Annotated in this window: 19 protein-coding genes; 12 read left to right on the top strand and 7 right to left on the bottom strand. The window is 65.0% G+C overall.

Annotated elements, in window-relative coordinates:
- Positions 1-8: 8 nt before the first annotated feature.
- Positions 9-809 (bottom strand): 2-oxo-hept-4-ene-1,7-dioate hydratase, encoded by an 801-nt coding sequence (gene hpaH, locus QQL87_RS23960; RefSeq protein WP_502871208.1) that lies wholly within the window; start codon positions 807-809, stop codon positions 9-11.
- Between the two features lie 135 nt (positions 810-944).
- Between hpaH and hpaR the strand changes: the two genes are divergently transcribed.
- From hpaR to QQL87_RS23920, 8 genes are all read left to right on the top strand, one after another.
- Positions 945-1,460, top strand: a complete 516-nt coding sequence (gene hpaR, locus QQL87_RS23955) for a homoprotocatechuate degradation operon regulator HpaR (protein WP_284421203.1) — start codon at positions 945-947, stop codon at positions 1,458-1,460.
- A 284-nt stretch (positions 1,461-1,744) separates the two neighbouring features.
- Positions 1,745-2,890, top strand: coding sequence for an ABC transporter substrate-binding protein (locus tag QQL87_RS23950; RefSeq protein WP_284421202.1), 1,146 nt, complete (start codon positions 1,745-1,747; stop codon positions 2,888-2,890).
- Between the two features lie 90 nt (positions 2,891-2,980).
- Positions 2,981-3,853, top strand: a complete 873-nt coding sequence (locus QQL87_RS23945; RefSeq protein WP_231326311.1) for a branched-chain amino acid ABC transporter permease — start codon at positions 2,981-2,983, stop codon at positions 3,851-3,853.
- A complete protein-coding gene (locus QQL87_RS23940; protein ID WP_284421200.1) occupies positions 3,850-5,631 on the top strand; it encodes a branched-chain amino acid ABC transporter ATP-binding protein/permease in 1,782 nt (593 codons plus the stop codon). Before QQL87_RS23945 ends, QQL87_RS23940 begins: the two co-directional genes overlap by 4 nt.
- Positions 5,631-6,356, top strand: a complete 726-nt coding sequence (locus QQL87_RS23935) for an ABC transporter ATP-binding protein (protein ID WP_284421199.1) — start codon at positions 5,631-5,633, stop codon at positions 6,354-6,356. The genes QQL87_RS23940 and QQL87_RS23935 overlap by 1 nt, the downstream gene beginning before the upstream one ends.
- A gap of 15 nt (positions 6,357-6,371) precedes the next feature.
- Positions 6,372-7,457: a malate/lactate/ureidoglycolate dehydrogenase gene (locus tag QQL87_RS23930; protein WP_284421198.1), complete on the top strand. Its 1,086-nt coding sequence runs from the start codon at positions 6,372-6,374 to the stop codon at positions 7,455-7,457.
- Between the two features lie 187 nt (positions 7,458-7,644).
- Entirely contained in the window at positions 7,645-8,424 is a 780-nt protein-coding gene (locus QQL87_RS23925; RefSeq protein WP_284421197.1) for an HpcH/HpaI aldolase family protein, read from the top strand.
- Positions 8,425-8,534: 110 nt separating this feature from the next.
- Positions 8,535-10,058 (top strand): UxaA family hydrolase, encoded by a 1,524-nt coding sequence (locus tag QQL87_RS23920; RefSeq protein WP_284421196.1) that lies wholly within the window; start codon positions 8,535-8,537, stop codon positions 10,056-10,058.
- 181 nt (positions 10,059-10,239) lie between these two features.
- Here QQL87_RS23920 and QQL87_RS23915 read toward each other — a convergent pair whose 3' ends face one another.
- A complete protein-coding gene (locus QQL87_RS23915) occupies positions 10,240-10,437 on the bottom strand; it encodes a hypothetical protein (protein WP_008964013.1) in 198 nt (65 codons plus the stop codon).
- A 435-nt stretch (positions 10,438-10,872) separates the two neighbouring features.
- On the opposite strand from QQL87_RS23915, the gene QQL87_RS23910 reads away from it, so the two are divergent.
- The 4 genes from QQL87_RS23910 (at position 10,873) to QQL87_RS23895 (ending at position 18,110) form a co-directional block, all read left to right on the top strand.
- Positions 10,873-14,187 (top strand): transglutaminase family protein, encoded by a 3,315-nt coding sequence (locus tag QQL87_RS23910; RefSeq protein WP_284421194.1) that lies wholly within the window; start codon positions 10,873-10,875, stop codon positions 14,185-14,187.
- 30 nt (positions 14,188-14,217) lie between these two features.
- A complete protein-coding gene (locus QQL87_RS23905) occupies positions 14,218-16,752 on the top strand; it encodes a circularly permuted type 2 ATP-grasp protein (protein WP_284421193.1) in 2,535 nt (844 codons plus the stop codon).
- A complete protein-coding gene (locus QQL87_RS23900; RefSeq protein WP_284421192.1) occupies positions 16,749-17,627 on the top strand; it encodes a transglutaminase family protein in 879 nt (292 codons plus the stop codon). Before QQL87_RS23905 ends, QQL87_RS23900 begins: the two co-directional genes overlap by 4 nt.
- 102 nt (positions 17,628-17,729) lie before the next feature.
- Positions 17,730-18,110: a hypothetical protein gene (locus tag QQL87_RS23895; RefSeq protein ID WP_284421191.1), complete on the top strand. Its 381-nt coding sequence runs from the start codon at positions 17,730-17,732 to the stop codon at positions 18,108-18,110.
- Positions 18,111-18,339: 229 nt separating this feature from the next.
- Here the strand turns inward: QQL87_RS23895 and lepB are convergent, their stop codons facing one another.
- The 5 genes from lepB to QQL87_RS23870 all read right to left on the bottom strand — a co-directional run bounded on the left by lepB (position 18,340) and on the right by QQL87_RS23870 (position 25,326).
- Positions 18,340-19,140: a signal peptidase I gene (gene lepB / locus QQL87_RS23890; protein WP_284421190.1), complete on the bottom strand. Its 801-nt coding sequence runs from the start codon at positions 19,138-19,140 to the stop codon at positions 18,340-18,342.
- Between the two features lie 154 nt (positions 19,141-19,294).
- Positions 19,295-20,188 (bottom strand): SMP-30/gluconolactonase/LRE family protein, encoded by an 894-nt coding sequence (locus tag QQL87_RS23885; protein ID WP_284421189.1) that lies wholly within the window; start codon positions 20,186-20,188, stop codon positions 19,295-19,297.
- A gap of 181 nt (positions 20,189-20,369) precedes the next feature.
- Complete coding sequence (locus tag QQL87_RS23880; RefSeq protein ID WP_284421187.1) at positions 20,370-22,409, bottom strand: PQQ-dependent sugar dehydrogenase; 2,040 nt, start codon at positions 22,407-22,409, stop codon at positions 20,370-20,372.
- An 8-nt stretch (positions 22,410-22,417) separates the two neighbouring features.
- Positions 22,418-23,701: a sodium:proton antiporter NhaD gene (gene nhaD / locus QQL87_RS23875; RefSeq protein ID WP_284421184.1), complete on the bottom strand. Its 1,284-nt coding sequence runs from the start codon at positions 23,699-23,701 to the stop codon at positions 22,418-22,420.
- A gap of 98 nt (positions 23,702-23,799) precedes the next feature.
- Positions 23,800-25,326 carry a cryptochrome/photolyase family protein gene (locus QQL87_RS23870; protein WP_284421183.1) on the bottom strand — a complete coding sequence of 509 codons (1,527 nt, stop codon included), beginning with the start codon at positions 25,324-25,326 and terminating at the stop codon, positions 23,800-23,802.
- Positions 25,327-25,328 lie beyond the last annotated feature (2 nt).

Below are 25,328 nucleotides of genomic sequence, written 5' to 3'. Positions count from 1 at the left end.
AGCAGGCGTCAGGCGAAATAGCAGCTCACCGTCCCATAGGGACCGTAGTCGGCCTGGATCGTATCGCCCTTGCGGGCCTCGATCGGCCGGATGAAGGAGCCCGCCAGCACCACCTGGCCCGGCTCCAGCGTCAGCCCGTGGGCTGCGATCTTGTTGGCGAGCCACGCCACCGCGGTCGCCGGATTGTTGAGCACGCCGGCCGCCAGCCCGGTCTCTTCCAGTTGTCCGTTCTTATAACAGAGCGCACCGATCCAGCGCAGGTCGGCATCAACAGGCCGCAGCGGCCGGCCGCCGACGACGATGCCGGCGTTGGCCGCATTGTCGGCGATCGTGTCGAAGATCTTGCGCGTGGCCTTGGTCTCCGGATCGACCCGCTCGATCCTTGTGTCGAGAATCTCCAGCGCCGGCACCACGAAATCCGTGGCGTTGAGCACGTCGAACAGAGTGCAGTCCGGTCCAGAAAGACGTTGCTTCATGACGAAGGCGAGCTCCGCCTCGATCCGCGTCGCGATGAAGCGGTCGGACGGGACGATCCCGCCGTCGGCAAAGAACATGTCGTCGAGCAGCACGCCGGAATCCGGCTCGTCGATGTTGAGCGCGCTCTGCATCGCCTTCGAGGTCAGCCCGATCTTGTGCCCCTTGATGATACGTCCTTCGCTCACCTTGATGTCGACCCAGGCCTTCTGAATCGCGTAGGCATCGGCGATCGTGATGTCTGGAAAGTCCTGGGAGAGCTGCCTGATCTGCCGGCGGCTCTTCTCGGCCTGATCCAGGCGCAGGGCGCAGCTGTGAATCTGGTCGCTCGTCATGCGAACGAGAGGATTGGTCATGAGGGGATCCCTCCGAAAAGAGGTGGCGGCGGATGATTAACATGTTAAGTTTTCGCGGGCAAATCGAAACGACGTTTGCTGCAGTGCAAATCTTTGGGCGGCCGGGGTGGTGAGATGAGCGAGACCAAGGCCAAGGGCGCGAGGCAGGCGGCGAAGGATGCGCGCAAGGTGCCGATGCGCGACTTCTCGCAGTCGCTGCCGATGGCATTGTTGCGCGCACGCGAGGCGGTCATGCGGCAGTTCCGGCCCAATCTGCGCGCACATGGGCTGACCGAGCAGCAATGGCGGATCCTGCGCGCGCTGGCCGCGGTCGACTCCATCGAGGTGACGGAGCTGGCGCGGGTTGCGTTCCTGCTCGGGCCGAGCCTCTCCCGCATCCTGCGCGATCTCGAGGCGCGCGGCCTGATCCAGCGCGAGGTCGATGCGCGCGACATGCGCCGGGGCGTGCTGTCGATTTCTGCGAAGGGGATGAAGTTGATCGCGCAGGTCGCGCCGGGCTCCGAGGCCATCTATGCGTCGATCGCCAGCCACTACGGTGCGCGCAAGCTTGCCGCGCTGCAAAAAATGCTCGCGGAGCTGGAGGGCAGTCTCGCGCAGTTCGGCGCATCCGACGAGGCCGACGACGCGTAAGTGCAAATTTGCATGAGCGTAGGAAGATGACGCATAGCTCGTGCATAGGTGTTAGGCAGGGTGGAGGTGCCGGTAACCGGATTGTCGCCTTTGTGGCGACGAAAGTGGTGGTGATCTATGAAGTTGCCGCGATATCAATTTACGGATGGCAGAAGAGACCTTAAACAGCATGAGGGTTCGCGTCCGCCAGTGACGCCGAACACATGAGACGACCACGTCAGACGGCCAGATAACAAGCCGAGCACATAATAAGCCGCCAAAGAAATGCGGTCAGGGAGGACTTGATGAAGCTCACGAGACGCGAATTCGCGGCCGGCATCGCCGCCGGCCTTGCAGCCCCCACCGTCGTCACCAGCGCCCGCGCCCAGTCCGCGACCATCAAGATCGGCATGTGCGCACCGGTCACGGGGCCTGCGGCGGAATCCGGCGGCTACGCGATCAAGGGCGCCAAGCTTGCGCTGGAGGCCGTCAACAAGGCCGGCGGTATTCTCGGCAAGCAGGCCGAGCTGATCATCGAGGACGACCAGACCACCAATCCCGGCATCGTGCTGGCCTTCTCCAAGCTCGCCGCGCAGACGGATATCGTGGCTTTCCTCGGCTCGATCCGCTCGACCCAGGTGCATGCGATTTCGCCCGACGTGATGAAGCTCGGCAAGCCCGTCATGATCGGCGGGACCGATCCGACGCTGACGCATATGGGCAACCAGTGGCTGTTCCGCTTCCGCCCCAATGACAGCTACTCCGGACGCGTGATCGCCGATTACGGCGTCAACGTGCTCGGCAAGAAGAAGTGGGCCGTGCTGCACTCCACCGACGCGTTCGGAACCGCCGGCGGAAAGGCGCTCAGCTCCGCGCTGGAGAAGCTCGGTGCTCCCTCGGTCCTCGACCAGGGCTATGCCAACCAGAGCCAGGACTTCACACCGGTTGTGCTCGCGATCAAGCAGTCCGGCGCCGATATTCTCGGCTCCTACTTCACCTTCGAGAACGATCTCGGCATTTTCGCCCGCCAATTGCGCCAGCTCGGCGTCAACATCCCCTGGGTCGGCTCGCCGTCGATCGTCAACATCACGGCCCTGAAGCTCGCAGGCCCGGCGCTCTACGGGACCTATGGCGTCGCCGACTATGCCGAGGAGTCGAGCGAGGGATCGAAGGCCTTCGGCAAGGCCTATCGCGAGCTTGCCAAGGTGGCGCCGGACAACCAGAGTTCTTGGCCCTATGACGCCGTCACCGTACTCGCGGCGGGCATCAACAAGGCCGGCACCACCGATCCGGTGAAGGTCCGCGAGGCCATCCTGTCGATCAAGAAGTTCCCGGGCGCCGAAGGCGAGTATAATTTCGACCAGAATGGCGACGGGCTGCACGGCTACAATATCGTGCGCAACGAGAAGGGCACGATCGTCTTCGACAAGCACATCGAGTTCAACGACTGACCCGTGACGCGTGCCTCCCCGGCTTGGGGCCGGGGAGGTCGCCTTCGGCGCAACCAGCGTTTCGGCTCCTCTCACCATCGTCGGTCTGTGATGGATCTCGTTCTTCAACTGCTGTTTACGGGCATCGGCATCGGCGCCGTCTATGCGCTGGTCGCGCTCGGCTTCGTGCTGATCTTCCGTGCCACCAATGTGGTGAACTTCGCGCAAGGCGAGTTCTCGATGGTGGCGGCCTATCTGATGGTCGTGTGCGTCGAAATGGGGCTGCCGTACTGGCTGTCCTTCGTGCTCGCGCTGGTCGGCATGGCGCTGCTCGGCGTCATCTTCAATCTCGGCGTCTATTATCCGCTGCGGCACCGCACCTACCTGCCGGTGATCATTGCGACCATCGGCGCCTCCATCCTGCTCGCCAATTCGGTGCTGGCGATCTACGGCCCGCAGCCGCAGGTGCTGCAGGGCTGGTTCGAGACGCCCGGCATCCAGCTCGGGCCGGTCTATCTCGACAGCCAGTATCTCCTGATCATCGCGGTGACGATCGCGCTCGTCATCTTCAACTACTGGTTCTTCGAGCACACCATGCTCGGCAAGAAGCTGCAGGCGACGTCGCAGGACAAGGAGATGGCCTCGCTGCTCGGCATCTCCGTGTCCACCATGATCATGATCACCTTCATCTATTCAGCTGTTCTCGGCGGGCTCGCCGGCATCCTGGTGGCGCCGATCCTGTTCGTCTCGATCCAGATGGGCTCGACCATCGCGCTGAAGGCGTTCGCGGCCACCATCATCGGCGGTTTCGGCGACGTCGCCGGCGCGATCATCGGCGGGCTCGCGCTCGGCGTGATCGAAACATTCGGCGCGGCCTACGTGTCGGTTCCGTACAAGGACGGCTTCGCCTTCCTGGTGCTGGTCGCCTTCCTGGTCTTCCGCCCGCAGGGCATCTTCGGCGAACGCGTGGCGGAAAAGGCATGAGCGTGGGCAGCGACAACATGCCGGCCACCGCGCCGGCCGTCAGCACGCGGCCTGCGTTCGTCAGGCACGCGCCGTATTTCATCGCCGCTGCGATCGTGGTGGCCCTGGCCGCCAGCATGCAGTTCGACGGCTACGTCCTCAACATCCTGATGCAGGCGACCACGTTCTCGATCGCGGTGTTCGGGCTCTCGGTGGTGCTCGGCCTGTGCGGCCAGATCAACCTGGCGCAGGCGGCGTTCTTCGGCTTCGGCGCCTATGCGGTCGGCATCGGCACCACGGACCTGCAGATGAACTATTGGCTGTGCCTGGTGGCCGGGTGCCTCGCGGCGCTCGCGGCGGGAGCCTTCCTGGGCATGTCGACCCTGCGGCTCGGCGGGCACTATCTCGCGATGGTGACGATCTCGTTCCAGCAGATCGTCACGCTGGTCATGATCAACGCGATCTGGCTGACCCATGGACCGGACGGCGTCTCCAGGATCGGACGTCCGGCGCTGTTTACGACCTCGCAGGGCTATCTCGCCTTCTGCGTCGCGATGCTGGCCATCGTCGGCTATTTGGTCTGGCATCTTCCGGATACCAAGCTCGGCCGCGCGATGCGGGCGGTGCGCGACAACGAGCTGGCGGCTGGCGTCAACGGCATCGATGTCTTCAGGACCAAGGTCTCAGCCTTCGCGATCTGTGCCGCGCTGGGTGGGCTGGCCGGCGGTCTGTTCGCGGGTGGCTTCGCCTATGTCAGCCCGGACCAGTTCTCGTTTGCGGAATCGATCGTGTTCCTGACGATGTCGCTGCTCGGCGGCGTGGCCTCGCCGATTGGCTCTGCGATCGGCACCGGCCTGTTGATCCTGATCCCGGAATGGCTGCGCTTCCTGAAGAGCGTGCCGGGACTGTATCTGGCGATCTATGGCCTGTTCGTGATCCTGATCATCCGCTTCATGCCGGATGGCATCTGGGGCTTCGTCGCGGCGGCGCTGGACAAATGGCGCACCAAGATCAAGACGTCGCCCGCAACCAAGACGCTGCAGCTCAAGCCGGCCATGGTCGGCGGCGACATCGTGCTGGAAGTCCAGGGCCTGGCGAAGCATTTCGGCGGCCTGAAAGCCGTCGACAATGTCGACATCGCGGTCAGGCGCGGCGGGGTGCACGCGCTGATCGGACCCAACGGGTCCGGCAAGACGACGACCCTGAACGTGCTCTCCGGTCTCTACAAGGCGACGTCCGGCCGGATCCTGCTCGACGGCGTCGACATCACGACGATGCCGCCGCATCAGCGGACGGCCGCAGGCCTCGGCCGCACGTTCCAGAACATCCGGCTGTTCCGCTCGATGACGGCGCTGGAGAATGTCGAGATCGGCGCCGAGCGTCCCGGCAACACTATGATCGGGGCAGGGGGCGGCGCTGCGCTCACCGAGCGCGCGATGGAGGCCTTGACCTTCGTCGGCCTCGGCAGCCGCGCCAACGAGCCGATCACGAGCTTCTCCTATGGCCATCAGCGCCTGATCGAGATCGCCCGCGCGCTGGCGTCGAATCCGACGCTGCTGCTGCTCGATGAGCCGGCGGCGGGCCTCAACTCGACCGAGAAGCTCGAACTGCATGAGCTGCTCAAGCGGATCGCGGCGCAGGGCCTGACCATCCTGATCATCGATCACGACATGACGCTGGTGTCGGAGGCCGCCCAGCACATCACCGTGCTCAATTTCGGACGCCGCATCGCGGACGGCGAGTCGATGGCGGTGCTGCGTCATCCCGACGTCGTCTCCGCCTATCTCGGGAGCGAATGATGGCGCTGCTGGACATTCGCGACCTCGTCGTGCGCTACGGAGAGATCGAGGCGCTGCGCGGCGTCTCCTTCAGTGTCGAGCAGGGCAAGGTCGTGACCTTGCTCGGCGCCAACGGCGCCGGCAAGTCGACCACCTTGCGGGCGATTTCCGGCCTTGCCAAGCCAGCCGCGGGCGAGATCCTGTTCGACGGCAAGTCGATCGCGGGCCTCGGGCCGGAGGCGATCGTGCGGCTCGGCATCTCGCATGTGCCCGAAGGCCGCAGGGTGTTTCCCGGGCTTTCGGTCAAGGAGAACATCATGCTCGGGGCCTCGAACCGGCGTGCGCCGAAGCGGCAATTGTCCGACGAGGCGGACGCGATGTTCGACCTGTTTCCGGACATCCGCGCCTTCTCCAATGCGCTCGGGTGGACGCTGTCCGGCGGTCAGCTGCAGATGGTCGCGGTCGCCCGTGGCCTGATGGCGAAGCCACGGCTTTTGCTGCTCGATGAGCCGTCGCTGGGCTTGGCACCGGTGATCGTGCAGGCCGTGTTTCGCATCATTTCCGAGATCCGGCGCACCACCACGGTCTTGCTGGTCGAGCAGAATGCGCGCATGGGATTGTCGGTCGCCGACTACAGCTATGTGCTTGAGACCGGGCGTATCGTTCTGGGCGGCAAGCCCGACGAGCTCTGGGGCAACGAAGCCATCGCCGCCGCCTATCTCGGCGGTCACGCCAAAGCGGGTTAACTGGAAGTTCTGCTCATGGTCACCATCAAGGTCGATAACCTCATCGATTTCGTCGCAGACGTCTTCGCGCATGCCGACTCCTCACCGGAAGAAGCACGCCGGATCGCGACCTATCTCACGACGGCGAACCTGACGGGGCATGACAGTCACGGCGTGATCCGTGTTCCCGTGTATATCCGCTGGAAGAAGATGGGATCGATCGTGCCCAACCAGACGGCTGAGATCGTCGTGGACACACCGTCGCTCGTCGTCGTCGACGGCAAGTTCGGCTACGGCCAGACCGTGACGCCGCAGGCGGTGAAGATCGGCATCGACAGGTGCAAGACGAGCGGGCTCGCCGCGCTGGCGCTGCGCAATTCCGGCCATCTCGGCCGTGTCGGCGACTGGGCGGAAATGGCCGCCGCCGAGGGGCTGGTGTCGATCCATTTCGTCACCGCTGCAGGGTCTTTGTTGGTGGCGCCGTATGGCGGCGTCGAGAAGCGGTTCTCGACGGCGCCGTACTGCGTCGGCATTCCGCGCCAGGGGCAGGATCCGATCGTGCTGGATTTCGCAACCTCGATCGTCGCCGAAGGCAAGGTTCTGGTGGCGAGCCGCGGCGGCAAGAAGCTGCCCAAGGGCGCGCTGATCGATGCCGATGGGACGCTGAGCGAAGATCCGTCCGTTCTGTACGGCCCTTATGAGATGGAGGGCACGCGCGACCACACCAAGGGAACCGGCGCCATCCGGGCTTTCGGCGAGCACAAGGGCTCGGGGCTGGCCTTCATCTGCGAGCTGCTCGGCGGCGCCTTGACCGGCACCGGCGCCACCTCGGCGAACCGGCGCTTCGCCAACGGCATGCTGGCGATCTACATTGATCCCAAGGTGGTCGATCCCGCCAACTTCTTTGATGGCGAGATCACCCGCTACACGGATTTCATCCGGGAGACCAAGCCCGTCGCCGGCGTCGATCAGGTGCTGGTGCCCGGAGACACCGAGCGCAGGACGCGGGCCGAGCGCACCGCCAACGGCGTGCCCTTGCCGGATGACACCTGGGCGGCGATAGTGAGCACGGCGCGCGAGGTGGGCGTCAGCGAAGCAAGCATCCAGCGGGCGGCATCGTGATCTCAATGCGCCGTGATATCAATGCGGTGTGATATCAATGCGGTGTGATATCGATGCGATCGCGGGCGGCGCGCCGTCATCGGGGCTGGCACCGGTCGGCTTGACTACGCAACGCGGCCGTGGTCGCAAAAGTTAACAACCTCTAACACGTCAGATCAAATTGACTAGCAGGGAAGGAAACGCAGTCGTGGCGAACAACAAGGTCAAGCAGCTCTGGGCCGAAGGCAAGACGGTGGTGAATGCCTGGCTTGCGATCCCCTCGGGATTCTCCGCGGAGGTCGTGGCTCAGTGCGGCTTCGACAGCGTCACCGTGGATATGCAGCACGGAGTGCAGGACTATCTGTCGATGGTCCAGTGCTTCCAGGCCATGCATGGCCACCCGGTCACGCCGATGGTGCGCGTGCCGTGGAACGAGCCTGGCATTATCGGCAAGGTGCTCGACGGCGGCGCCTATGGCGTGATCTGCCCGATGGTCAACACAGCGCAGGAAGCGCGCAATCTCGTATCCTACTCCAAATACCCGCCGAAGGGCGTCCGCTCGAACGGCCCGATCCGCTCGGGCATGTATGGCAGCGCGGGCGAGTATCAGAAGACGGCCAATGACGAGATCGTGCTGCTGCCGATGATGGAGACCCGCACGGCGGTCGAGAACATGGAAGCCATTCTCGATGTCGAAGGCATCGATGGCGTCTATATCGGCCCGTCCGACCTCGGCTTCTCCTATGGGCTGGTGCCCAAGCTCGATCGCGATGAGCCGGAGATTCTCAAGATCTACGAGAAGATCGTGAAGGAATGCGGCAAGCGCGGGCTCAATCCGGGCATTCATTGCAGCGGCGCCGACGGCGCAGTCCGGGCCATCAACATGGGCTTCAAGCTCGTGACCTTGTCGAACGAGGTCGGACTGATGCAGGTCTATGCCCGCCAGCAGGTCGCGCAGACTCGCAAGGAGTCCGGCGGCAAGGCTTGAGAGCGAATTGCGAATAGGGAGTAGCGAATAGGGTTCCTTCGGTTCGCTATTCGCTATTCGCCATTCGCGCATCCGTTACCGATCGACATCTCGAAACGAGAGGCACCGCCATGGCTCCCGCTCCCGTCATCCGTCTTCACCCCGACGACAGCGTGCTGATCGCGCGCGCGAGCCTGCCGCCTGGGCTCGCCGTGGCCGATGGGGTGGTGACGGTCGATCGGATCCCGGCGGGTCATAAGGTCGCGGTGCGTCCGATCGCGCAAGGCGAGCCGATTCGCCGCTATGGTCAGATCATCGGCTTTGCCACCGCGCCGATCGCGCCTGGGCAGCATGTTCACAGCCAGAACTGCGGCATGGGCGATTTCGCCAAGGACTACGCCTATGGCGTCGACGTCAAGCCGACGCCGAACTTCGATCTTCCGGCGACGTTCGAGGGCATTCGCCGCCCCGATGGCCGGGTTGCGACCCGCAACTACATCGGCCTCCTCACCTCGGTGAATTGCAGCGCCCATGTCGCGAGCCTGGTCGCCGATGTCTTCAAGAAGAATCCGTTCACCGGCGACAATCCGCTCGCCGACTATCCCCATGTCGACGGCGTGGTCGCGCTGACGCACAAGACCGGCTGCGGCATGACGCTCGACGAGCCGCTCAAGCTGTTGCGGCGAACCCTCGGCGGCTACGCGCGGCACGCGAATTTTTCTGCGGTGATCGTCCTTGGCCTGGGTTGCGAGGTCAATCAGATCGGCGGCCTGATGGAGGAACAGAGGCTCGCAGGCCGTCTGCGCGCGTTGGACATTCAGGAGGTCGGCGGCACCCGCAAGACCGTCGAGGCGGGAATTGCCTTCGTGAAGGAGGCGCTCACCGATGCCAACAAGGTCAAGCGCGAGACCGTTCCGGCCAGCGAACTGACGGTCGCTCTGCAATGCGGTGGCTCCGACGGCTATTCCGGCATCTCGGCAAATCCGGCGCTCGGCGTTGCGAGCGATCTGCTGGTGCGACATGGTGGCACGGTCATTTTGTCGGAGACACCTGAGACATATGGCGCCGAACATCTGCTGACCCGCCGCGCCGTCAGCCGAGAGGTCGGCGAGAAGCTCGTCGCCCTGATGCGCTGGTGGGAAGAGTATACCGCGCGCGAGGGCGCGGAGATGAACGCCAATCCCAGTCCGGGCAACAAGGCGGGTGGCCTGACGACGATCCTGGAAAAGTCGCTCGGCGCGATGGCGAAGGCCGGCAGCACCAATCTGGTCGATGTGCTGCATTATGCCGAAGCCGTCACCAAGAAGGGCTTCGTGTTCATGGATACGCCCGGCTACGACCCGGTCGCGGCCACGGGGCAGGTGGCCGGAGGCGCCAATCTCGTCTGCTTCACCACCGGTCGCGGCAGCGTGTTCGGCTGCAAGCCGGCGCCGTCCATCAAGCTCGCCACCAACACGCCGATGTACACGCGGATGGAAGACGACATGGACGTCAACTGCGGCACCATCCTCGATGGCGAGGAGACCGTGCAGGAGTGCGGCCAGCGCATTTTCGAGCTGATGTTGAAGACCGCCTCGGGGCAGCCGACGAAGAGCGAGAGCTTCGATTTCGGCGGTGCCGAGTTCGCGCCCTGGGTGCTCGGCGCGACGATGTAGCTGGGATAGCTCAGCTATTCAGTTGCATCGTGGCATCAGATGCCGGCTTCTGCCGGCATCTGATCGCAGCTGAGATCGTCAGGTAGCTGAGACTGGATCGCAACTGAGATCAGATGACAGGTGAGAAGCGCCGCCGTGGACTCGCCGCGCTCACGCGCGCGCGACAGCGGCGCTGAACAATTTACCGCTGGTGGCCCAGCCCGATGCCCAGCGCCAGAGCCTTCTGACGGAGCGAGCCTTCGGTCCGCTTCATCGCCTTGGCGATCTTGGCAACCGGGGTCTTGGACTTCGAGTGCTGCTTCAGCAGCTTGATGTCGGCCGGGGTGTAGGGCTTCCGCGCCAACTTCTTGGTAGCTGCCTTCTTAGCTGTCTTCGCCACTTGATTCTCCTTTTGGCAATGGGGGTCCTAAATAGCACGTGTAGTCGAGCTATCAAGCGATTGCGGCGGGTGCAACGCTATTAGTTCTTGTTAGTTCACCATTCGGGGTTAACCCGAACTATGGCAAAGTGGTCAATCTTCCGTGAGCGTTTGTGGGCTTGCCTGTGGACAACTCTCGAAAACACGCCGGCTTTGACTTGTTTGTTCTTCTCCCGTTCTTCGCGGCGGGGCCGGATTGGGTCGCGCTGCCGTCGGAAAAGCGACCGGTGCGTGCACTTGGAACACTTGATCGGGGCCGGATGCGACGAAAAGCCGTCCGGAATGCCGCCTTCCGGGCTTAGGATAGTTCAATAGGCAGCTGTGCCCGTTGTTAGTGCTTGATCCCTGAGCATGGCAATGTTCTGCTCAAAAAAGTTGCTGGAGCGCTGAACGCCTGTGTCAATCTACGTCGCATTACATCACGTCACCCATTACAAGTATGATCGTCCGGTCGGTCTGGGCCCGCAGACCATCCGTCTGCGTCCTGCACCACATACCAGGACGCCGGTCCTGAGCTATTCGCTCAAGGTCAGTCCGCCCGATCATTTCGTGAACTGGCAGCAGGATCCGCAGGGAAACTGGCTGGCGCGCTATGTTTTTCCTGAGAAGGTCAACGAGCTCAAGATCGAGGTGGATTTCACGGCACAGATGACCGTGATCAATCCGTTCGATTTCTTCGTCGAGCCCTATGCCGACAGCTACCCGTTTGCATATCCGGAAGGATTGAAGACGGAACTCGCGCCCTATCTCGAAACGATCGAGCCCGGACCGTTGCTCGCGGAATACTTGAAGTCGATTCCGCGCGAGGCTGACAACACCGTCAACTACCTCGTCGACCTCAATGCCCAGTTGCAGAAAAAGATTCGCTATATCATTCGTATGGAGCCTGGCGTTCAGACGCCGGAGGAGACATTGGCGTCGGCCGCCGGCTCCTGTCGCGACTCGGCCTGGCTGCTGATTCAGACCTTGCGCCATCTCGGGCTCGCTGCCCGCTTCGTCTCCGGCTATCTGATCCAGCTCCGTCCCGATATCGACCCGGTCGACGGCCCGGTGGAAGTCGAGAGCGATTTCACCGATCTACATGCCTGGGCCGAGGTCTATCTGCCCGGTGCTGGATGGATCGGCTTCGACGTCACCTCGGGCATGCTGGCCGGCGAGGGCCATATTCCAGTGGCTGCTACGCCGCATTATCACTCGGCCGCGCCGATCAGCGGCAGCGCCGGATTTGCCGAGGTCGAGTTCGGCTTCGAGATGAATGTGAAGCGCATCCGCGAGGCGCCGCGCATCACCCGGCCATTCTCCGATGACTCCTGGCAGAAGCTCGACCGGCTCGGCGAGGCGGTCGACGCGGATCTCGCGGCCCACGACGTGCGCCTGACGATGGGCGGTGAGCCGACCTTCGTGTCGATCGACGACATGGAGTCGGCGGAATGGAATACGGCGGCGGTCGGTCCGGCCAAGCGCGGGCTCGCGGACGACCTGATCAGGCGCTTGCGCGCGCGCTTTGCGCCGGGCGGACTTCTTCATTATGGCCAGGGCAAATGGTACCCCGGCGAAAGCCTGCCGCGCTGGGCGTTCGGACTTTATTGGCGCAAGGACGGCGAACCAATCTGGCGCAATCCCGACCTCATCGCCAGCGTCGACGGCCCGCGCATGGCGACGATCGCCGACGCAGAGCGTTTTCTCGATACGACGGCCGATGCGCTCGGGCTCGAGGCTGACTACGTGATGCCGGCCTTCGAGGATCCCGCGCATTGGCTGCAGAAGGAAGCCGCGCTGCCCGAGAACGTCGATGCGCTCGATTCCAAGCTTGCCGACGCCGAAGAGCGTGCGCGCATGGCGCGCGTGTTCGACGAGGGACTTCACATTCCTCGTGGCTTCGTGCTGCCGATCCAGCGCTGGAATGCACAGCCCAAGCGCTGGCGCAGTGAGCGCTGGGGCCTGCGGCGCAAGCGGCTGTTCCTGATTCCGGGCGACTCGCCGCTCGGCCTGCGGCTGCCGATCGGCTCGCTGGTCTACATTCCGCCGGAGGATTTCCCTTATATCCACGAGCAGGATCCGATGGAGGAGCGCGGACCGCTGCCGGTGTATGCGCAGGGGCGTCCGGTGATCGTGCCGCAGGTGCCGCCGTTGAAGGCGCTCGATCGCCCGCCGCCGCAACAGCAGGACGTCCAGTATCAGTACTGGGGCGGGCTCGGCGTGCGCACGGCGATGTCGGTCGAGATCCGCGACGGCATTCTGTGCGTGTTCATGCCGCCGGTGGAGACCATCGAGGACTATCTGGAGCTGATCGCAACCGTCGAAGCGACCGCCGAGGCGATGCAGATCAAGGTTCACGTCGAAGGCTATGCGCCGCCATTCGATCCGCGCATCGACGTCATCAAGGTGACGCCCGATCCCGGCGTGATCGAGGTCAACATCCAGCCCGCATCGAGCTGGCGGCAGGCGGTCGACATCACCTTCGGACTTTATGAGGACGCGGCCAAGGTGCGGCTCGGCGCCAACCGCTACCTGATCGATGGCCGCCACACCGGCACCGGCGGCGGCAATCATGTCGTGATCGGCGGCAGTTCGCCGCCGGATTCGCCGTTCCTGCGCCGGCCGGATCTGTTGAAGAGCCTCGTGCTGTACTGGCAGCGGCATCCGGCGCTGTCCTATCTGTTCTCCGGCATGTTCATCGGACCGACCAGCCAGGCGCCGCGAATCGACGAGGCGCGGCATGACAGCCTCTATGAGTTGGAGATCGCGCTCGCCAATGTGCCGCCCGTCGGTCAGAGCGTGCCGCTCTGGCTGGTCGATCGTCTGTTCAGGCATCTGCTGGTCGACATCACCGGCAACACGCACCGCTCGGAGATCTGTATCGACAAGCTCTATTCGCCGGAGGGCCCGACCGGTCGTCTTGGCCTCGTCGAGTTCCGCGCATTGGAAATGCCGCCCGACCCGCGCATGTCGCTGGCACAGCAACTGCTCATCCGTGCGCTGATCGCCAAATTGTGGCGCGAACCGCAGGACGGCAAGTTCGTGCGCTGGGGCACGGCGCTGCATGACCGCTTCATGCTGCCTCACTTCATCTGGGAAGATTTTCTTGATGTGCTGGATGAGCTCAGATTGTCCGGCTACGACTTCTCGCCGGAATGGTACCAGGCACAGCTCGAGTTCCGTTTTCCGACCTTCGGTCGCGTGCAGCATGGCGGCGTGACCTTGGAGCTGCGGCAGGCGCTCGAGCCCTGGCATGTGCTGGGCGAGGAGGGCGCGGCAGGCGGCACCGTCCGTTATGTCGATTCGTCGGTCGAGCGGCTTCAAGTGAAAGCTGAAGGCTTCGTCGAGGGCCGCCATCTCATCACCTGCAATGGTAGGAGGATGCCGATGACGGCGACGGGGCGTTCGGCGGAGGCGGTCGCTGCCGTCCGCTTCAAGGCGTGGCAGCCGGCCTCGGGCCTGCACCCGACCATTCCCGTGCATTCGCCGCTCACCTTCGACCTGATCGACACCTGGAATGGCCGTTCGCTCGGCGGCTTCGTCTATCACGTGGCTCATCCGGGCGGCCGCAACTACGACACCAAGCCGATCAACTCCTACGAGGCCGAGGCGCGGCGGCTCGCCCGATTCCAGGATCACGGCCACACTCCCGGGCGAATCGCGCTGCCGCCGGAAGAACGCACAAATGAATTCCCGATGACCCTCGACTTGCGCAGGCCGCTCCTGCATTGATGGAACGGAGTTTGTGCGGAGGACCAGGGTATGGACGGCCGGAGCGGCCAGGACCAGGGAGCGAGCCCCGCCGCCGGTCGGCCGGCGGCGCGCCCGGTCATGCGTCGCGCCGCGCAATGGGCTCGCGACTATGCGAGACTGCCCGGCATTCCCGATGAGTTCATGGGGGCCGATGGCCAGCCTCGGCCGGTCTGGACCCGTTTCGCTGACACCTTCGCCGCGCTCGCTCCGACCGACATCGACCGTCGCTTTGCCTCGGCCGATCGCCATCTGCGCGAGGCCGGCGTCACCTATCGGGCGCCCGGTGACAACGCCGAGCGATCGTGGCCGCTCAGCCATCTGCCGCTGCTGATCGACGAGGCGGAGTGGGCGCAGCTGTCGCGCGGCATTGCCCAGCGCGCCGAGCTGCTCGAGCGCGTGCTGCAGGACATCTACGGCGAGGGCCGGCTGATTGCGAGCGGCGCGCTGCCCGCGGCCGCGGTCGCCGGTTCCAGCGAGTATCTGCGCCCGGTGTGCGGCATCAAGCCGCCCGGCGGCCGCTTTCTCAGCGTCTATGCCGCCGACATCGGCCGCGGACCCGACGGCGGCTGGTGGGTGCTCAGCGATCGCACCCAGGCGCCGTCCGGCATGGGCTATGCGCTGGAGAACCGGCTGGTGCAGTCGCGCGCCTTCTCCTCGATCTACAAGTCGATGAATGTCGATCGCCTCGCGCCGTTCTTCGAGGCGTTCCGCGATGCGCTGCGCGCCAGCGCCGATCGTGACGAGCCGCGCATCGGCGTGCTGACGCCGGGCACATTCAGCGAGACCTATTTCGAGCACGCGACCTTGGCGCGCTATCTCGGCTTCCTGCTGGTGGAAGGCGACGATCTCGCCGTCAGCGGCGATCGCGTGCACATCCGCACCGTCGCCGGCCTGAAGCGTCTCGACGTGCTGTTGCGCCGGCTCGATTCCAACTCGCTCGATCCGCTCGAGCTCGACGCGGCCTCGCGGCTTGGCGTCGCCGGGCTGATGGATGTCGTGCGCAAGGGCGGCGTCGTGCTCGCCAACATGCCGGGCTCCGGCGTGCTGGAGGCGCGCGCGCTGCTCGGCTTCGTGCCGAGCCTGTGCCGGCGCGTGCTCGGCGAGGACCTCAAGATTCCGCACATCGCGACCTGGTGGTGCGGCCAGAAATCGGCGCGTGACGAGGTGCTGTCACGGCTCGAGGACTTCGCCATCGAAGGCGCCTATAGCCGCGCCGTGCCGGGCTTCGCGAGCAGTGGTCCGGTGCTGGCGAGCGAGCTGTCCGCGGCCGAGCGTGAGCGGCTGCGGGCTGCGATCAGCCAGCGCGGCATCGACTATGTCGGCCAGGAGGTGGTGCGGCTGTCGACCACGCCGGTGTGGGAGGACGGCAAGATCGCGCCGCGGCCGTTCGTGCTGCGGGTGTTCGCCGCCGCCACGCCCGACGGCTGGACCGTGATGCCCGGCGGCTTCTGCCGCATCGCCGACAAGCTCGACGCGCGCGCGATCTCGATGGGCGACGGCGCCAGCGCTGCCGACGTCTGGGTCGTCGGCGACAAGGCGGTCGCGGCCCGCACCCTGCTGCCGGGCTCCGACAATGTCCGCATCCGCCGCATCGCCGGCGTGCTGCCGAGCCGCGCGGCTGACAATCTGTTCTGGCTCGGGCGCTATCTCGAACGCGCCGAGGCCACCTTGCGGCTGATCCGCGTGCTCGCCGCGCAGCATCGCGATCCCGGCAAGGGCTCGCCGGCCCAGCTCAACACCGCCGAGCGCATCCAGCGGCTGTTGCTCGCATGGGGCGCGATCTCGGCGACCTCGCGCACCCAGGGGCCGCGCGTCGCGGCCGAGGCGCTGCAGGCCGAGGCGCATTTCGGCTCGGCCCTGTCGCTGGTGAGATCCGCCCAGCGCACCGCCGTCTCGCTGCGCGAGCGGCTGTCGCCCGACGCCTGGCAGGTCATCACCGAGATGCCGAGCCGGCTGGCGCAGGAGGCCGATGACGAGGATGCTGTCGTCAGCACGGCCGAAATCATTCTCGAAAAGCTCGCGAGCTTCGCAGGCCTTGCCCAGGAGAACATGAACCGCGCCGCGGGCTGGCGCTTCCTTGACATCGGCCGCCGCGCCGAGCGCGCCATCAACACCGTGCGCTTCGGGCGCCAGTTCGGCTATGACGAGGCGACGCCCGAAGATCTCGACGTGCTGCTCACCCTGGTCGATTGCCAGATCACCTACCGTTCGCGCTATCTGATCGGTCCCTCGCTGGCGCCGATCCGCGATCTCGTGGTGCTCGACCTCTACAATCCGCGCTCGGTCGCCTTCCAGATCGAAATGCTGAACGACGACATTGCGAGCCTGCCGGTGCTGAAGGAGACCGGGCTGATCGAGCGGCCGCAGCGGCTCGCGGTGTCGCTGCGGGCGCGGTTGACGGCGGCGGAGGCGGCCCATCTCGATGGCCGGACGTTGTTCGCGCTGGAGCAGGATCTGCTCAATCTGGCGGAGGCGATCGGCCAGCATTATTTCCCGCACGGCCCGAATGCGACGCGGCCGGAAAAGCTCACGGGTCTCGCGTGATCTACGACATCCGGCATGTCACCACCTATGAGTACGAGAGCGCGGTCAGCTTTGCGCGCTGCTCGCTGCGGTTGGAGCCGATCAGCGGCGACGGTCAGGAATTGCTCTCGCATACGGTCGACATCCGGCCGCGGCCGTCGGAGCGGACCGCGCGGCGCGACTTTTTCGGCACGCTGACCGAAAGCATCGTCATCGACACCCAGCACCGCCATCTGCGCATCGACTCGCGCTCGCGGGTGAAGCTGGCGCGCACCGCGCCGGAGCGCGATGCGCCGAGCGCCGCCTGGGAGGTCGTGCGCGACGACGCCTTCGAGGCCACCAGCCTCGGCCCAGCGTCGCCGATCGGCTACGTCTTCGCCAGTGCGCTGGTGCCGGTGCTTGAGCCGGTGACCGACTACGCCGCGGCAAGCTTTCCGGCCGGCACCGGCATCGTCGCCGGTGCAGCAGACCTGATGGGGCGCATTCGCAAGGAGTTCAAATACGACCCGAAGGCGACGGTGATCTCGACGCCGCTGCGCGAGGTGTTCGACAAGCGTCATGGCGTCTGCCAGGACTTTGCGCATGTGATGATCGCGGGCCTGCGCGGGCTCGGTTTGCCGGCGGCCTATGTCAGCGGCTACCTGCGGACGATCCCCCCCGAAGGCGAGAAGCCGCTGCAGGGCGCGGATGCCACGCACGCGTGGGTGTCGCTGTGGTGCGGCGAGGCGCTCGGCTGGATCGGCTTCGATCCCACCAATGATCTCGTGGTCGGCAATGACCACATCATTCTCGGCATGGGCCGCGACTTCTCGGACGTCTCGCCGGTCGATGGCATCATCGTCGGCTCACGCAAGCAAAAGCTCGGCGTAGCCGTCGACGTCGTGCTGGTCGAATAGGGCCGTTCCCGGAGCCGCAACGGCCGGAACATTTCTCTCGCATCGCGCTTGATCCGTCCGAGGGGCCCGAACGGGGGCTGGCTGACCCTTTCGAGCGATGGAGTGATCGAGATGAAGCGTGCTGCAATCATTTTTGGCCTGCTGAGCGTCTGTGTCGCCGGCAGCGCCTCGGCCCAGCCGACGACCAACCTCACCGGGACCTACCGCTGCATCCAGATGTGCCGTGACGGCATGATCGGCGCGCCGGCCTTCGTGACGCAGAACGGCGATGCCGTGAATCTGACCACCGAGACCGGCGAGTCCCTGCAGGCCTGGCCGGACTGGAATGCGCCGAACAGCCGGCTCTGGATCGATGCGCGTGACGAAAGCGCGGTGTATTCGCCCGACGGCATGCGCATCCAGTTCGACGACGGCCGCGTCTGGCAGCGCGACCTGCCGCCGCCGGTGTTCTTCCGCCGCGCGCCGGTCGTGTACGGGCGGTAAGGGACCTCGACGCGCGTCTTGCGTACCTCGCGGCCGGGCACACATGCGCAGATGAGATGCAAGCTGTCGCCAAACAAATAGTGTCGTCCCGGCGAAAGCCGGGACTGACAACCCCGACTGAGTGTTGGGCGGCATGCTGATAGCAACATCGCGCCTATCACTCCCGCTGCGGCGTATGGGTCCGGGGTCAGCGCTACGACATTGATCGTAACCGGGATCAAGCCCGCGTTCATCTGGGTTGAAATGCCACTTTTCCAATGATCGTTTGGAGCGGCACGACGGTCGGTGCGGAACGCTCGCGATTGTCGCCAATCACCAGGACTTTTCCTGATGCTACGCGATACGCAGGGACATTCGACATGGTTCCGTTGAAGCGCACGTCGTAACCGACGCCGTTCGGCAATGTTTCGCGGCGAATGTTCGGATTCATGTGTCCGCCGTCTTCGAGCTGGGCCGGCGTGCCGTTGACCCGAACGAATCCGTTTGCGATTTCGATCTGGTCGTTCTCCAGTCCTACGACCCGACCGATCGCATCTTCGGCAGTCGTGGAATTGCGATAGACGATGACATCACCCAACTCCGGTTTCGCTGCGAGAAAACGACCGTCGAAATCCACGATGCCGAGCGGAAAGGAATATCGGCCGTAGCCATAGGCAGATTTCGAAATGAAGAATGCCTGCCCGTCGTGAAGCCCCGGAAGCATCGAAGGCCCAGCGACGACCTCGGGCTGGAAAACCAGGCTGCGAAACGCGATGAAAAGCACGATGCTGAGCATGATCGCCATCACCCGTTCGATGACCGGCGACGTCTTGGCCGGCTCGTCCAGGATCTCCGCCAGCAGGTCGGTGTTCTGCTTTGGTCGGGGAAGGAACAGAAGATAGACGCAGTGGATGATCAGCCAGACGACAAGAGCGACCAATCCGATCCAGCGTGGCAGGCGAAAAACGGAGATGGCCAGGACGGCAAGGACGACAAGAGCGATGCCGATGATCGCAAGAACGACTGCCGGAAACACGACGTTCTTTGCCACCTATGCCCCCATCGCCGACTGAATTCATCAGTTGCCGGCAATGTAGCGATGCCCCGATCGAGCGGGCAAGTCCGAAGTTCCATGCGCCATCGTTTGGTGTAAGGGCAGGGCCCTCATGGTCGCCTGAATTGGCCTGATGCGGCGTTGGGCTGAATCAGCACTTCCTCATCTGCAGGCAGTGCTCGCGGCCCTCGACGTCAGTCCGGAACGACTCGACGAAGCCGCCCTGGCGCTGGGTCACGAACACGGTCTTGCCGTCGCTGCCGCCGAAGGCGAGGTTGGTCGGTTCCTTGGCTTTCAGCGTGATCTCGCGCACGACGCGCCCGTCCGGTGCGAGCACGGCGATGGCCCCTTTCAGAATGCGTGCGACGAACAGTCGGCCACTGGCATCGGTGCGCAGGCCGTCGATCGTGTTCGGCTCGAACCGTGCGATCAGCCTGGGCTGGGCCAGCGCATCACCCTGGATCAGGTAGGACCAGATCTCGCCGCTGTTGGATTCGCCGACATAGAGCGTGCGGCCATCGGGACTGAGATCGATGCCGTTGGCGGTGCCCATCGCGCGTGGCGCCGTCATGCTCACGCCCTGCATCGCTCCATCCGGCCCCTTCGCGATCCGCCAGATGCGGCCGCTGCGCGCCTTCCAGTTCGGATCGCTCGCATAGATCGTGCCGTCGCGAGCCAAGGTGATGTCGTTGGGCTGGCTCATGTCGTCGGCATGAAACACGAGGCGGGGCTCGGTCGTGCCGGGCGCGATGGCGAAGATGTTGTGGCGCTTGTAGTCGGCGACGAACATCGTGCCCGTGGCATCGATGCGGATGGCATTGCCGATGCTGCCTTCGGGCAGCTCGGTGAACTTTTCGGAAGCCGCGGCCTCGGGAGCGAGCTTGCCGATCGTGCCGGCCTTGCCGAAATTCACGACGAACAGATTGCCTTCGCGGTCGACCGCGGGGCCTTCGATGCCGAAGGTGTATTCGCCTGAGGGTGTGAGCTGCGTGCTCTCGAACAGCTTTGGCGCGGCGAGGGCAGGAACGGCTGCCAGGGATAGCATGACCACTGCCGCCCAGCGCACGATGCGTAGGGTGGGCAAAGGCGCGATGCGACGCTGCTCGCGCCCGAGCACGGTCTCGTGCGCGCCGTGCCCACCGTCATCAGCACCGGTGTCCCCGGCCGGTGGGCACGCGCCGCCTGACGGCGCCGCTTTGCCCACCCTACGATTCACGCTCGTATCGTCAGAGCGGCACCAGGAATTGCTGTTGGATGTAATAGCCATGATCGTCCGTGCAGGTGCCGTTGAGATGGATGTCGGCCGGCCGGACGAAACGGCTGAAGCCGGGCTTATTGACGGCAGACCGCTCCGTCACCACGACGATCTTGCCGAACGGAATGTCGCCGCATTCGCGGCCGTCGGCGGCGAAGAATTTGCGATGTGGCGGACCACCCGCTTTCACCCGCATGCGGGTGCCCGGAACCATCCGCGCGACGAACGCGTCGGTGACGTCAAGCAATCTGGCATAGCCGGGTTCCGTTTTGATGAGGTTGCCGCCCGGCGGCATCTGCCGTTCGGCGCCGAGGCCCCGCAAGCGCTGCCGCAGCCGGCCGGCATCGGGATCGCCGGGGGTGATCCAGCCGTCCTGTGCCAGCATGAAGCGCAGCATCGCCCGGTCTTTCTCTGACTCGGATTGCTCTGCCTTGAGGCCGAAATCCGCATGGCAGCCGCTGCAATGTTTCTCGACCAGCTCCTTTCGGATGGTTGTCAGTCGCGCGCGGCTCGCGGCGTCCTGCATGGCCAAGGCCGCCAGCCGGTCGATCAGCGCTTCGCTTCTGACATCGCAGGGCAGCGGCTCGGGTGTGGCGTCGCTGGAGCGGTCGATGCGGATCACGGTCTGGTTCTTGTCCTCGACCAGCCAGATCGCGCCGTCGTCGGCCACGGTGATGCCGACCGGCGCGCCCTGCGGCCGGATACCGTTGACGCGATGCCAGCCGGCGATGAGCTCCTCAAATGCGGCGGCCGGCGCCGGGCCTGCAGCAGTCTGGAAGGCGCGGGTCGGCTCGGCGGTGCAGCTCACATGATAGCGCACTGGAGCCGGGGTCACTTTCGGGAAGCCGCGCTCGTCGACCTCATAGGCGAGCAGGCGGCTGCCGGTCGCGCGGTAGCCGTGCAGGCCGACCAGCAGCTTGCCTTTCAGATCCTCGAAGCGGTCGGCCGTGTAGTAGAGCATGCCGAGCGGCGCGCCATGCGGTGGCAGCAGCGACCAGGGCTGCCTGTAGAGCGCGGTCGTGTTGCAGAAGTCCTTGTAGCTGCCTGACTGTAGCACCCGCTTGAATTCGGGGCTCGGCGTTGTCAGGTCGTAGCAATAGGGCCAGCCGTAGTGGCGGCCCTGTTCGATGGCGTTGATCTCCTCATTCGGCGCAAACACGTCCTGCAGGTCGCGCGCGTTCTCGCCCTGCAGGAAGGCCGTGCCGGGATCGGGAAAGCGCGGATGCAACGCCAGCGCCATCGAATTGCGCAGGCCGCGCGCGAACACCTGATGCGGCGGATCGGGATCGCCGGATGTCAGCGCCGGAAACACGCCGCCGGCGGGCGGCGTGAACAGCCAGATTGACGCCAGGGGGGAAGCGCCTTCGCCGGCGGCGCAGCGATCCGGCGCAGATGATAGGCAGTTGTCGCTGTGCGAGCCGATGTTGACGAACAGCCGGCCGGTGCGGTCGAAGGCGAACGCCTTCAGCGGATGCGCGCTCTCCGTGATGCTCACGCCGTCGGGCAAGGTGAGGCGCCGTCCGGGCAGATCGCGGATGATGGTCTCGACCGTTGCTTTTGGATTGGTGGCAAGAGGATCGAAGCGGAAGATCGACGTATCGGTCGACGCGTAGATCTTGCCGTCGGGACCGGCGGCGAGGCCGAACGGATAGGACAGTCGCGTAATGGCTTCGCGCAGGCGCTGGCCCGCAGGTGCTGCGGGATCGAGGATCAGGAGCCGGCCGTCGTCATGGCCCCAGCCGCCCATGTCGGCGACCACGAACAGCGGCGTGCCCGGAATCTGCACAATGTTGCGAGGGAATTTCAGGCCATCGTCGCGGCTGGCGACGAGGCCGGCGCAGAAGCCGGACTTCATGTCGATGCGCAGCCGCGGGAAGGTGAGGGTGCCATCGCCGCAGGTGGCGGCGCCGAGCGCGTAGCCGCTCTTCAGCGTGGTCTCGTCGGCATGACCGCCGCCTGCGCCGATCAGCAGCGCGGCCGCGATGGTTGCAAGAACGTGCAACGGCCTCATGGGCTCGCTCAATGCGTCAAATGATATTGCAGAATGTAGGCGCAGGCCCCCGCAAAATAGCCGAGCAGGGCGATGCCGCTGATGCGGCGCACGTACCAGAAGAAGTGGATGGTCTCGAGCCCCATCGCGGCGACGCCCGCCGCCGAGCCGATGATCAGGATCGAGCCGCCGGTGCCGGCGCAGTAGGCGACGAACTCCCACAGGAAACTGTCCGGCGGATACTGGTTCAGGCTGTACATGCCCATCGAGGCCGCGACCAGCGGCACGTTGTCGATCACGGCACTGGCCAGGCCAAGCACGATCACGATCAGGTCGAGACGGCCGACCGTGCGGTCGAGCCATTGCGCCAGCGCCTGCAGGATGTGGGTGTGCTCGAGGGCTGCGACCGCGAGCAGGATGCCGATGAAGAAGACGATCGAGGGCATGTCGATCCGGGTCAGCGCATGCACCAGGGTCAGGCGCTGCTTCTGCTCGGAGGCCTTCTCGCGATGGACGATCTCGCCGACCAGCCAGAGCAGGCCGAGGCCGAACAGGATGCCCATGAACGGCGGCAGGCCAGTCAATGCCTTGAACGCCGGCACCAGCACCAGCGCGCCGAGGCCGAGCACGAACATCAGATTGCGCTCGAACGGCAGGATCGGGCTGATCGAGGCGAGGCCGGCGGAGGCGGGCGCAACGAGCTGCTGGCCGCGCAAGGTGAAGCTCACGGCGGCGAGTGGCACCACGAGGTTTAACAGCGAAGGGATGAAGACGGCTTTCATGATCGCCAGCGGGGTGATCTGGCCGCCGATCCACAGCATGGTGGTGGTGACGTCGCCGATCGCCGACCAGGCGCCGCCGGCATTGGCGGCGATGACGATGATGGCCGCGAACACCAGCCGATCCTCGTCGCGGCCGGACAGCTTCTTCATCAGCGACACCATCACGATCGCGGTGGTGAGATTGTCGAGCATGGCGCTGAGGAAGAAGGTCACGAAGCCGACCAGCCAGACCAGGGTGACCTGATTGCGGGTCCGGATCAGCGCGGTCACGACCTCGAAGCCGTGATGGGCGTCGATGACCTCGACGATGGTCATGGCGCCGATCAGGAAGAAGATGATCTGTGCGGTCGAGGCCACGGAGTCGTTGAGTTCGGCCGCGACCTGCGCCGTGGCCCCGCCCGTGAGCGCATAGATGGTCCACATCAGCCCTGCGGCAACCAGCGCGGTGGCCGCCTTGTTGATCCGAAACGGATGCTCCAGCGCCACCACGGCATAGGCGAGGGCGAAGACGGCGACGATGGCCGTGGTCATTCCAGGGGACTTCCGGTCATGGATCTCGGCAGAGGCGGGATGGAATCACCCAAGATATGACCGATCGGCGCCCGGCCAGCAAGCCGGGCGGTCGGGGCCTAGACCATCGTGGCGGTGATCGTGTCGGCGTGGCTGCGGATGGCGCGGATCTCGGCGGCGCTGCGGCGCTCCAGATTGACGTACTGGTTGCGCATGCGGCCGTTATTGGCGAAACGGCGGCGGTGCTTGGCGAGGAAGCTCCAATACAGCGTGGTGAACGGGCAGGCCTTGTCGCCGGTCGCCTGCTTCGGATCATAGCGGCAGTTGCGGCAATGATCGCTCATGCGGTCGATGTAATGGCCCGAGGCCGCATAGGGCTTGGTGCCGACCAGGCCGCCATCGCCATGCTGGCTCATGCCGAGCGTGTTGGGCAGGGACACCCAGTCGATGGCGTCGTGGAACATTGACATGTGCCACAGATGCACGTCGTAGGGACGCACGCCGAGCAGCATCGTGAACAGGCCGAGCACCATCAGCCGCTCGATGTGATGGGCATAGGCGTGATCGATGGTGTGGCCGATCGCCTGGGACAGGCAGCGCATGTCGGTCTCGCCGGTCCAGTAGAAACGCGGCATCGGCAGATCGGCGTCCAGCGCGTTCTCCTCGGCATAATGAGGCATGCGCTGCCAGTAGATGCCGCGCACGAATTCGCGCCAGCCGATGATCTGGCGTACGAAGCCTTCGAGCGCGTTCAGCGGCGCGTTGCGGTTGGCGAGCGCCGCGTCGACGACCTCGCGCGGGTTCAGCATGTGCAGGTTCAGCGCGCCCGACAGCCGCGAATGATACAGGAACGGCTCATCGGTCAGCATCGCATCCTGATAGGTGCCGAACAGCGAGAGGCGCCAAGCGACGAAGTCCGACAGCTCGGTCAGCGCATCAACGCGCGCTACCGGCAGGTCGAAGCCGTCGAGCCTGCCTGGGCTGTTGGAGAAGCGCGCCGCCACCAGCTTGAGCACGTCGCGGGTGATCGCGTCAGGCGCGTAGGATCGGGGGACGGGGATGGGCGGCCGCGACTTGCCAAAACCCTTGCGATTCTCGGCATCGAAATTCCAGCTGCCGCCGATCGGCCGGCCGCCCTCGTCGATCAGCAGCCCGGTCTTGCGCCGCATCGCGCGGTAGAACGTCTCCATGATCGGACGCGGATGGCGCTCGGTGAAGGCGTCGAACTCGTCCGCCGTGCACAGGAAGTGGCGATCGAGACGGAATTCGACCGGCTGAGGCAGCCTGCGCAGGTTCTCGCGGACGCGCCAGTCGCCGGGCTCCAGCACGATCGTGGCCTGGGGCTGCAGCACCGCCTGATGCCGCGCGATCTCGCTGTCGAGTGCGCCGGTGTTGGCGGGATCATCGAGCCGGACGTAATGCACCGTGCGGCCGCGCGACTCGAGATCGGCGTGGAAGTGGCGCATCGCTGCGAAGAAGAAGGCGATCCGCATCTTGTGCTGCGGAACGTAGGTCGCCTCGTCGGCGACCTCCATCTGCAACACGACGTCCTGGTCCGGATCGAAGCCGTCGAACGCAGCCGAATCCGCGTCGAGCTGATCGCCCAGCACGACGACGAGATGTCTCACGGCAGGTGTCCTGGTCATTG

The organism is Bradyrhizobium sp. SSBR45G (assembly GCF_030159255.1).
Classification (GTDB): Bacteria; Pseudomonadota; Alphaproteobacteria; order Rhizobiales; family Xanthobacteraceae; genus Bradyrhizobium.
The sequence above is the reverse complement of the archived record's forward strand: the minus strand, read 5'-3'. Positions and strand labels throughout refer to the sequence as shown.

Excerpts from the sequence above, each read along its gene's own strand:
- hpaH (WP_502871208.1), bottom strand. The coding sequence starts at position 809 with ATGACGAGCGACCAGATTCACAGCTGCGCCCTGCGCCTGGATCAGGCC.
- hpaR (WP_284421203.1), top strand. The coding sequence starts at position 945 with ATGAGCGAGACCAAGGCCAAGGGCGCGAGGCAGGCGGCGAAGGATGCG.
- QQL87_RS23950 (WP_284421202.1), top strand. The coding sequence starts at position 1,745 with ATGAAGCTCACGAGACGCGAATTCGCGGCCGGCATCGCCGCCGGCCTT.
- QQL87_RS23945 (WP_231326311.1), top strand. The coding sequence starts at position 2,981 with ATGGATCTCGTTCTTCAACTGCTGTTTACGGGCATCGGCATCGGCGCC.
- QQL87_RS23940 (WP_284421200.1), top strand. The coding sequence starts at position 3,850 with ATGAGCGTGGGCAGCGACAACATGCCGGCCACCGCGCCGGCCGTCAGC.
- QQL87_RS23935 (WP_284421199.1), top strand. The coding sequence starts at position 5,631 with ATGGCGCTGCTGGACATTCGCGACCTCGTCGTGCGCTACGGAGAGATC.
- QQL87_RS23930 (WP_284421198.1), top strand. The coding sequence starts at position 6,372 with ATGGTCACCATCAAGGTCGATAACCTCATCGATTTCGTCGCAGACGTC.
- QQL87_RS23920 (WP_284421196.1), top strand. The coding sequence starts at position 8,535 with ATGGCTCCCGCTCCCGTCATCCGTCTTCACCCCGACGACAGCGTGCTG.
- QQL87_RS23905 (WP_284421193.1), top strand. The coding sequence starts at position 14,218 with ATGGACGGCCGGAGCGGCCAGGACCAGGGAGCGAGCCCCGCCGCCGGT.
- QQL87_RS23885 (WP_284421189.1), bottom strand. The coding sequence starts at position 20,188 with ATGCTATCCCTGGCAGCCGTTCCTGCCCTCGCCGCGCCAAAGCTGTTC.
- QQL87_RS23880 (WP_284421187.1), bottom strand. The coding sequence starts at position 22,409 with ATGAGGCCGTTGCACGTTCTTGCAACCATCGCGGCCGCGCTGCTGATC.
- nhaD (WP_284421184.1), bottom strand. The coding sequence starts at position 23,701 with ATGACCACGGCCATCGTCGCCGTCTTCGCCCTCGCCTATGCCGTGGTG.
- QQL87_RS23870 (WP_284421183.1), bottom strand. The coding sequence starts at position 25,326 with ATGACCAGGACACCTGCCGTGAGACATCTCGTCGTCGTGCTGGGCGAT.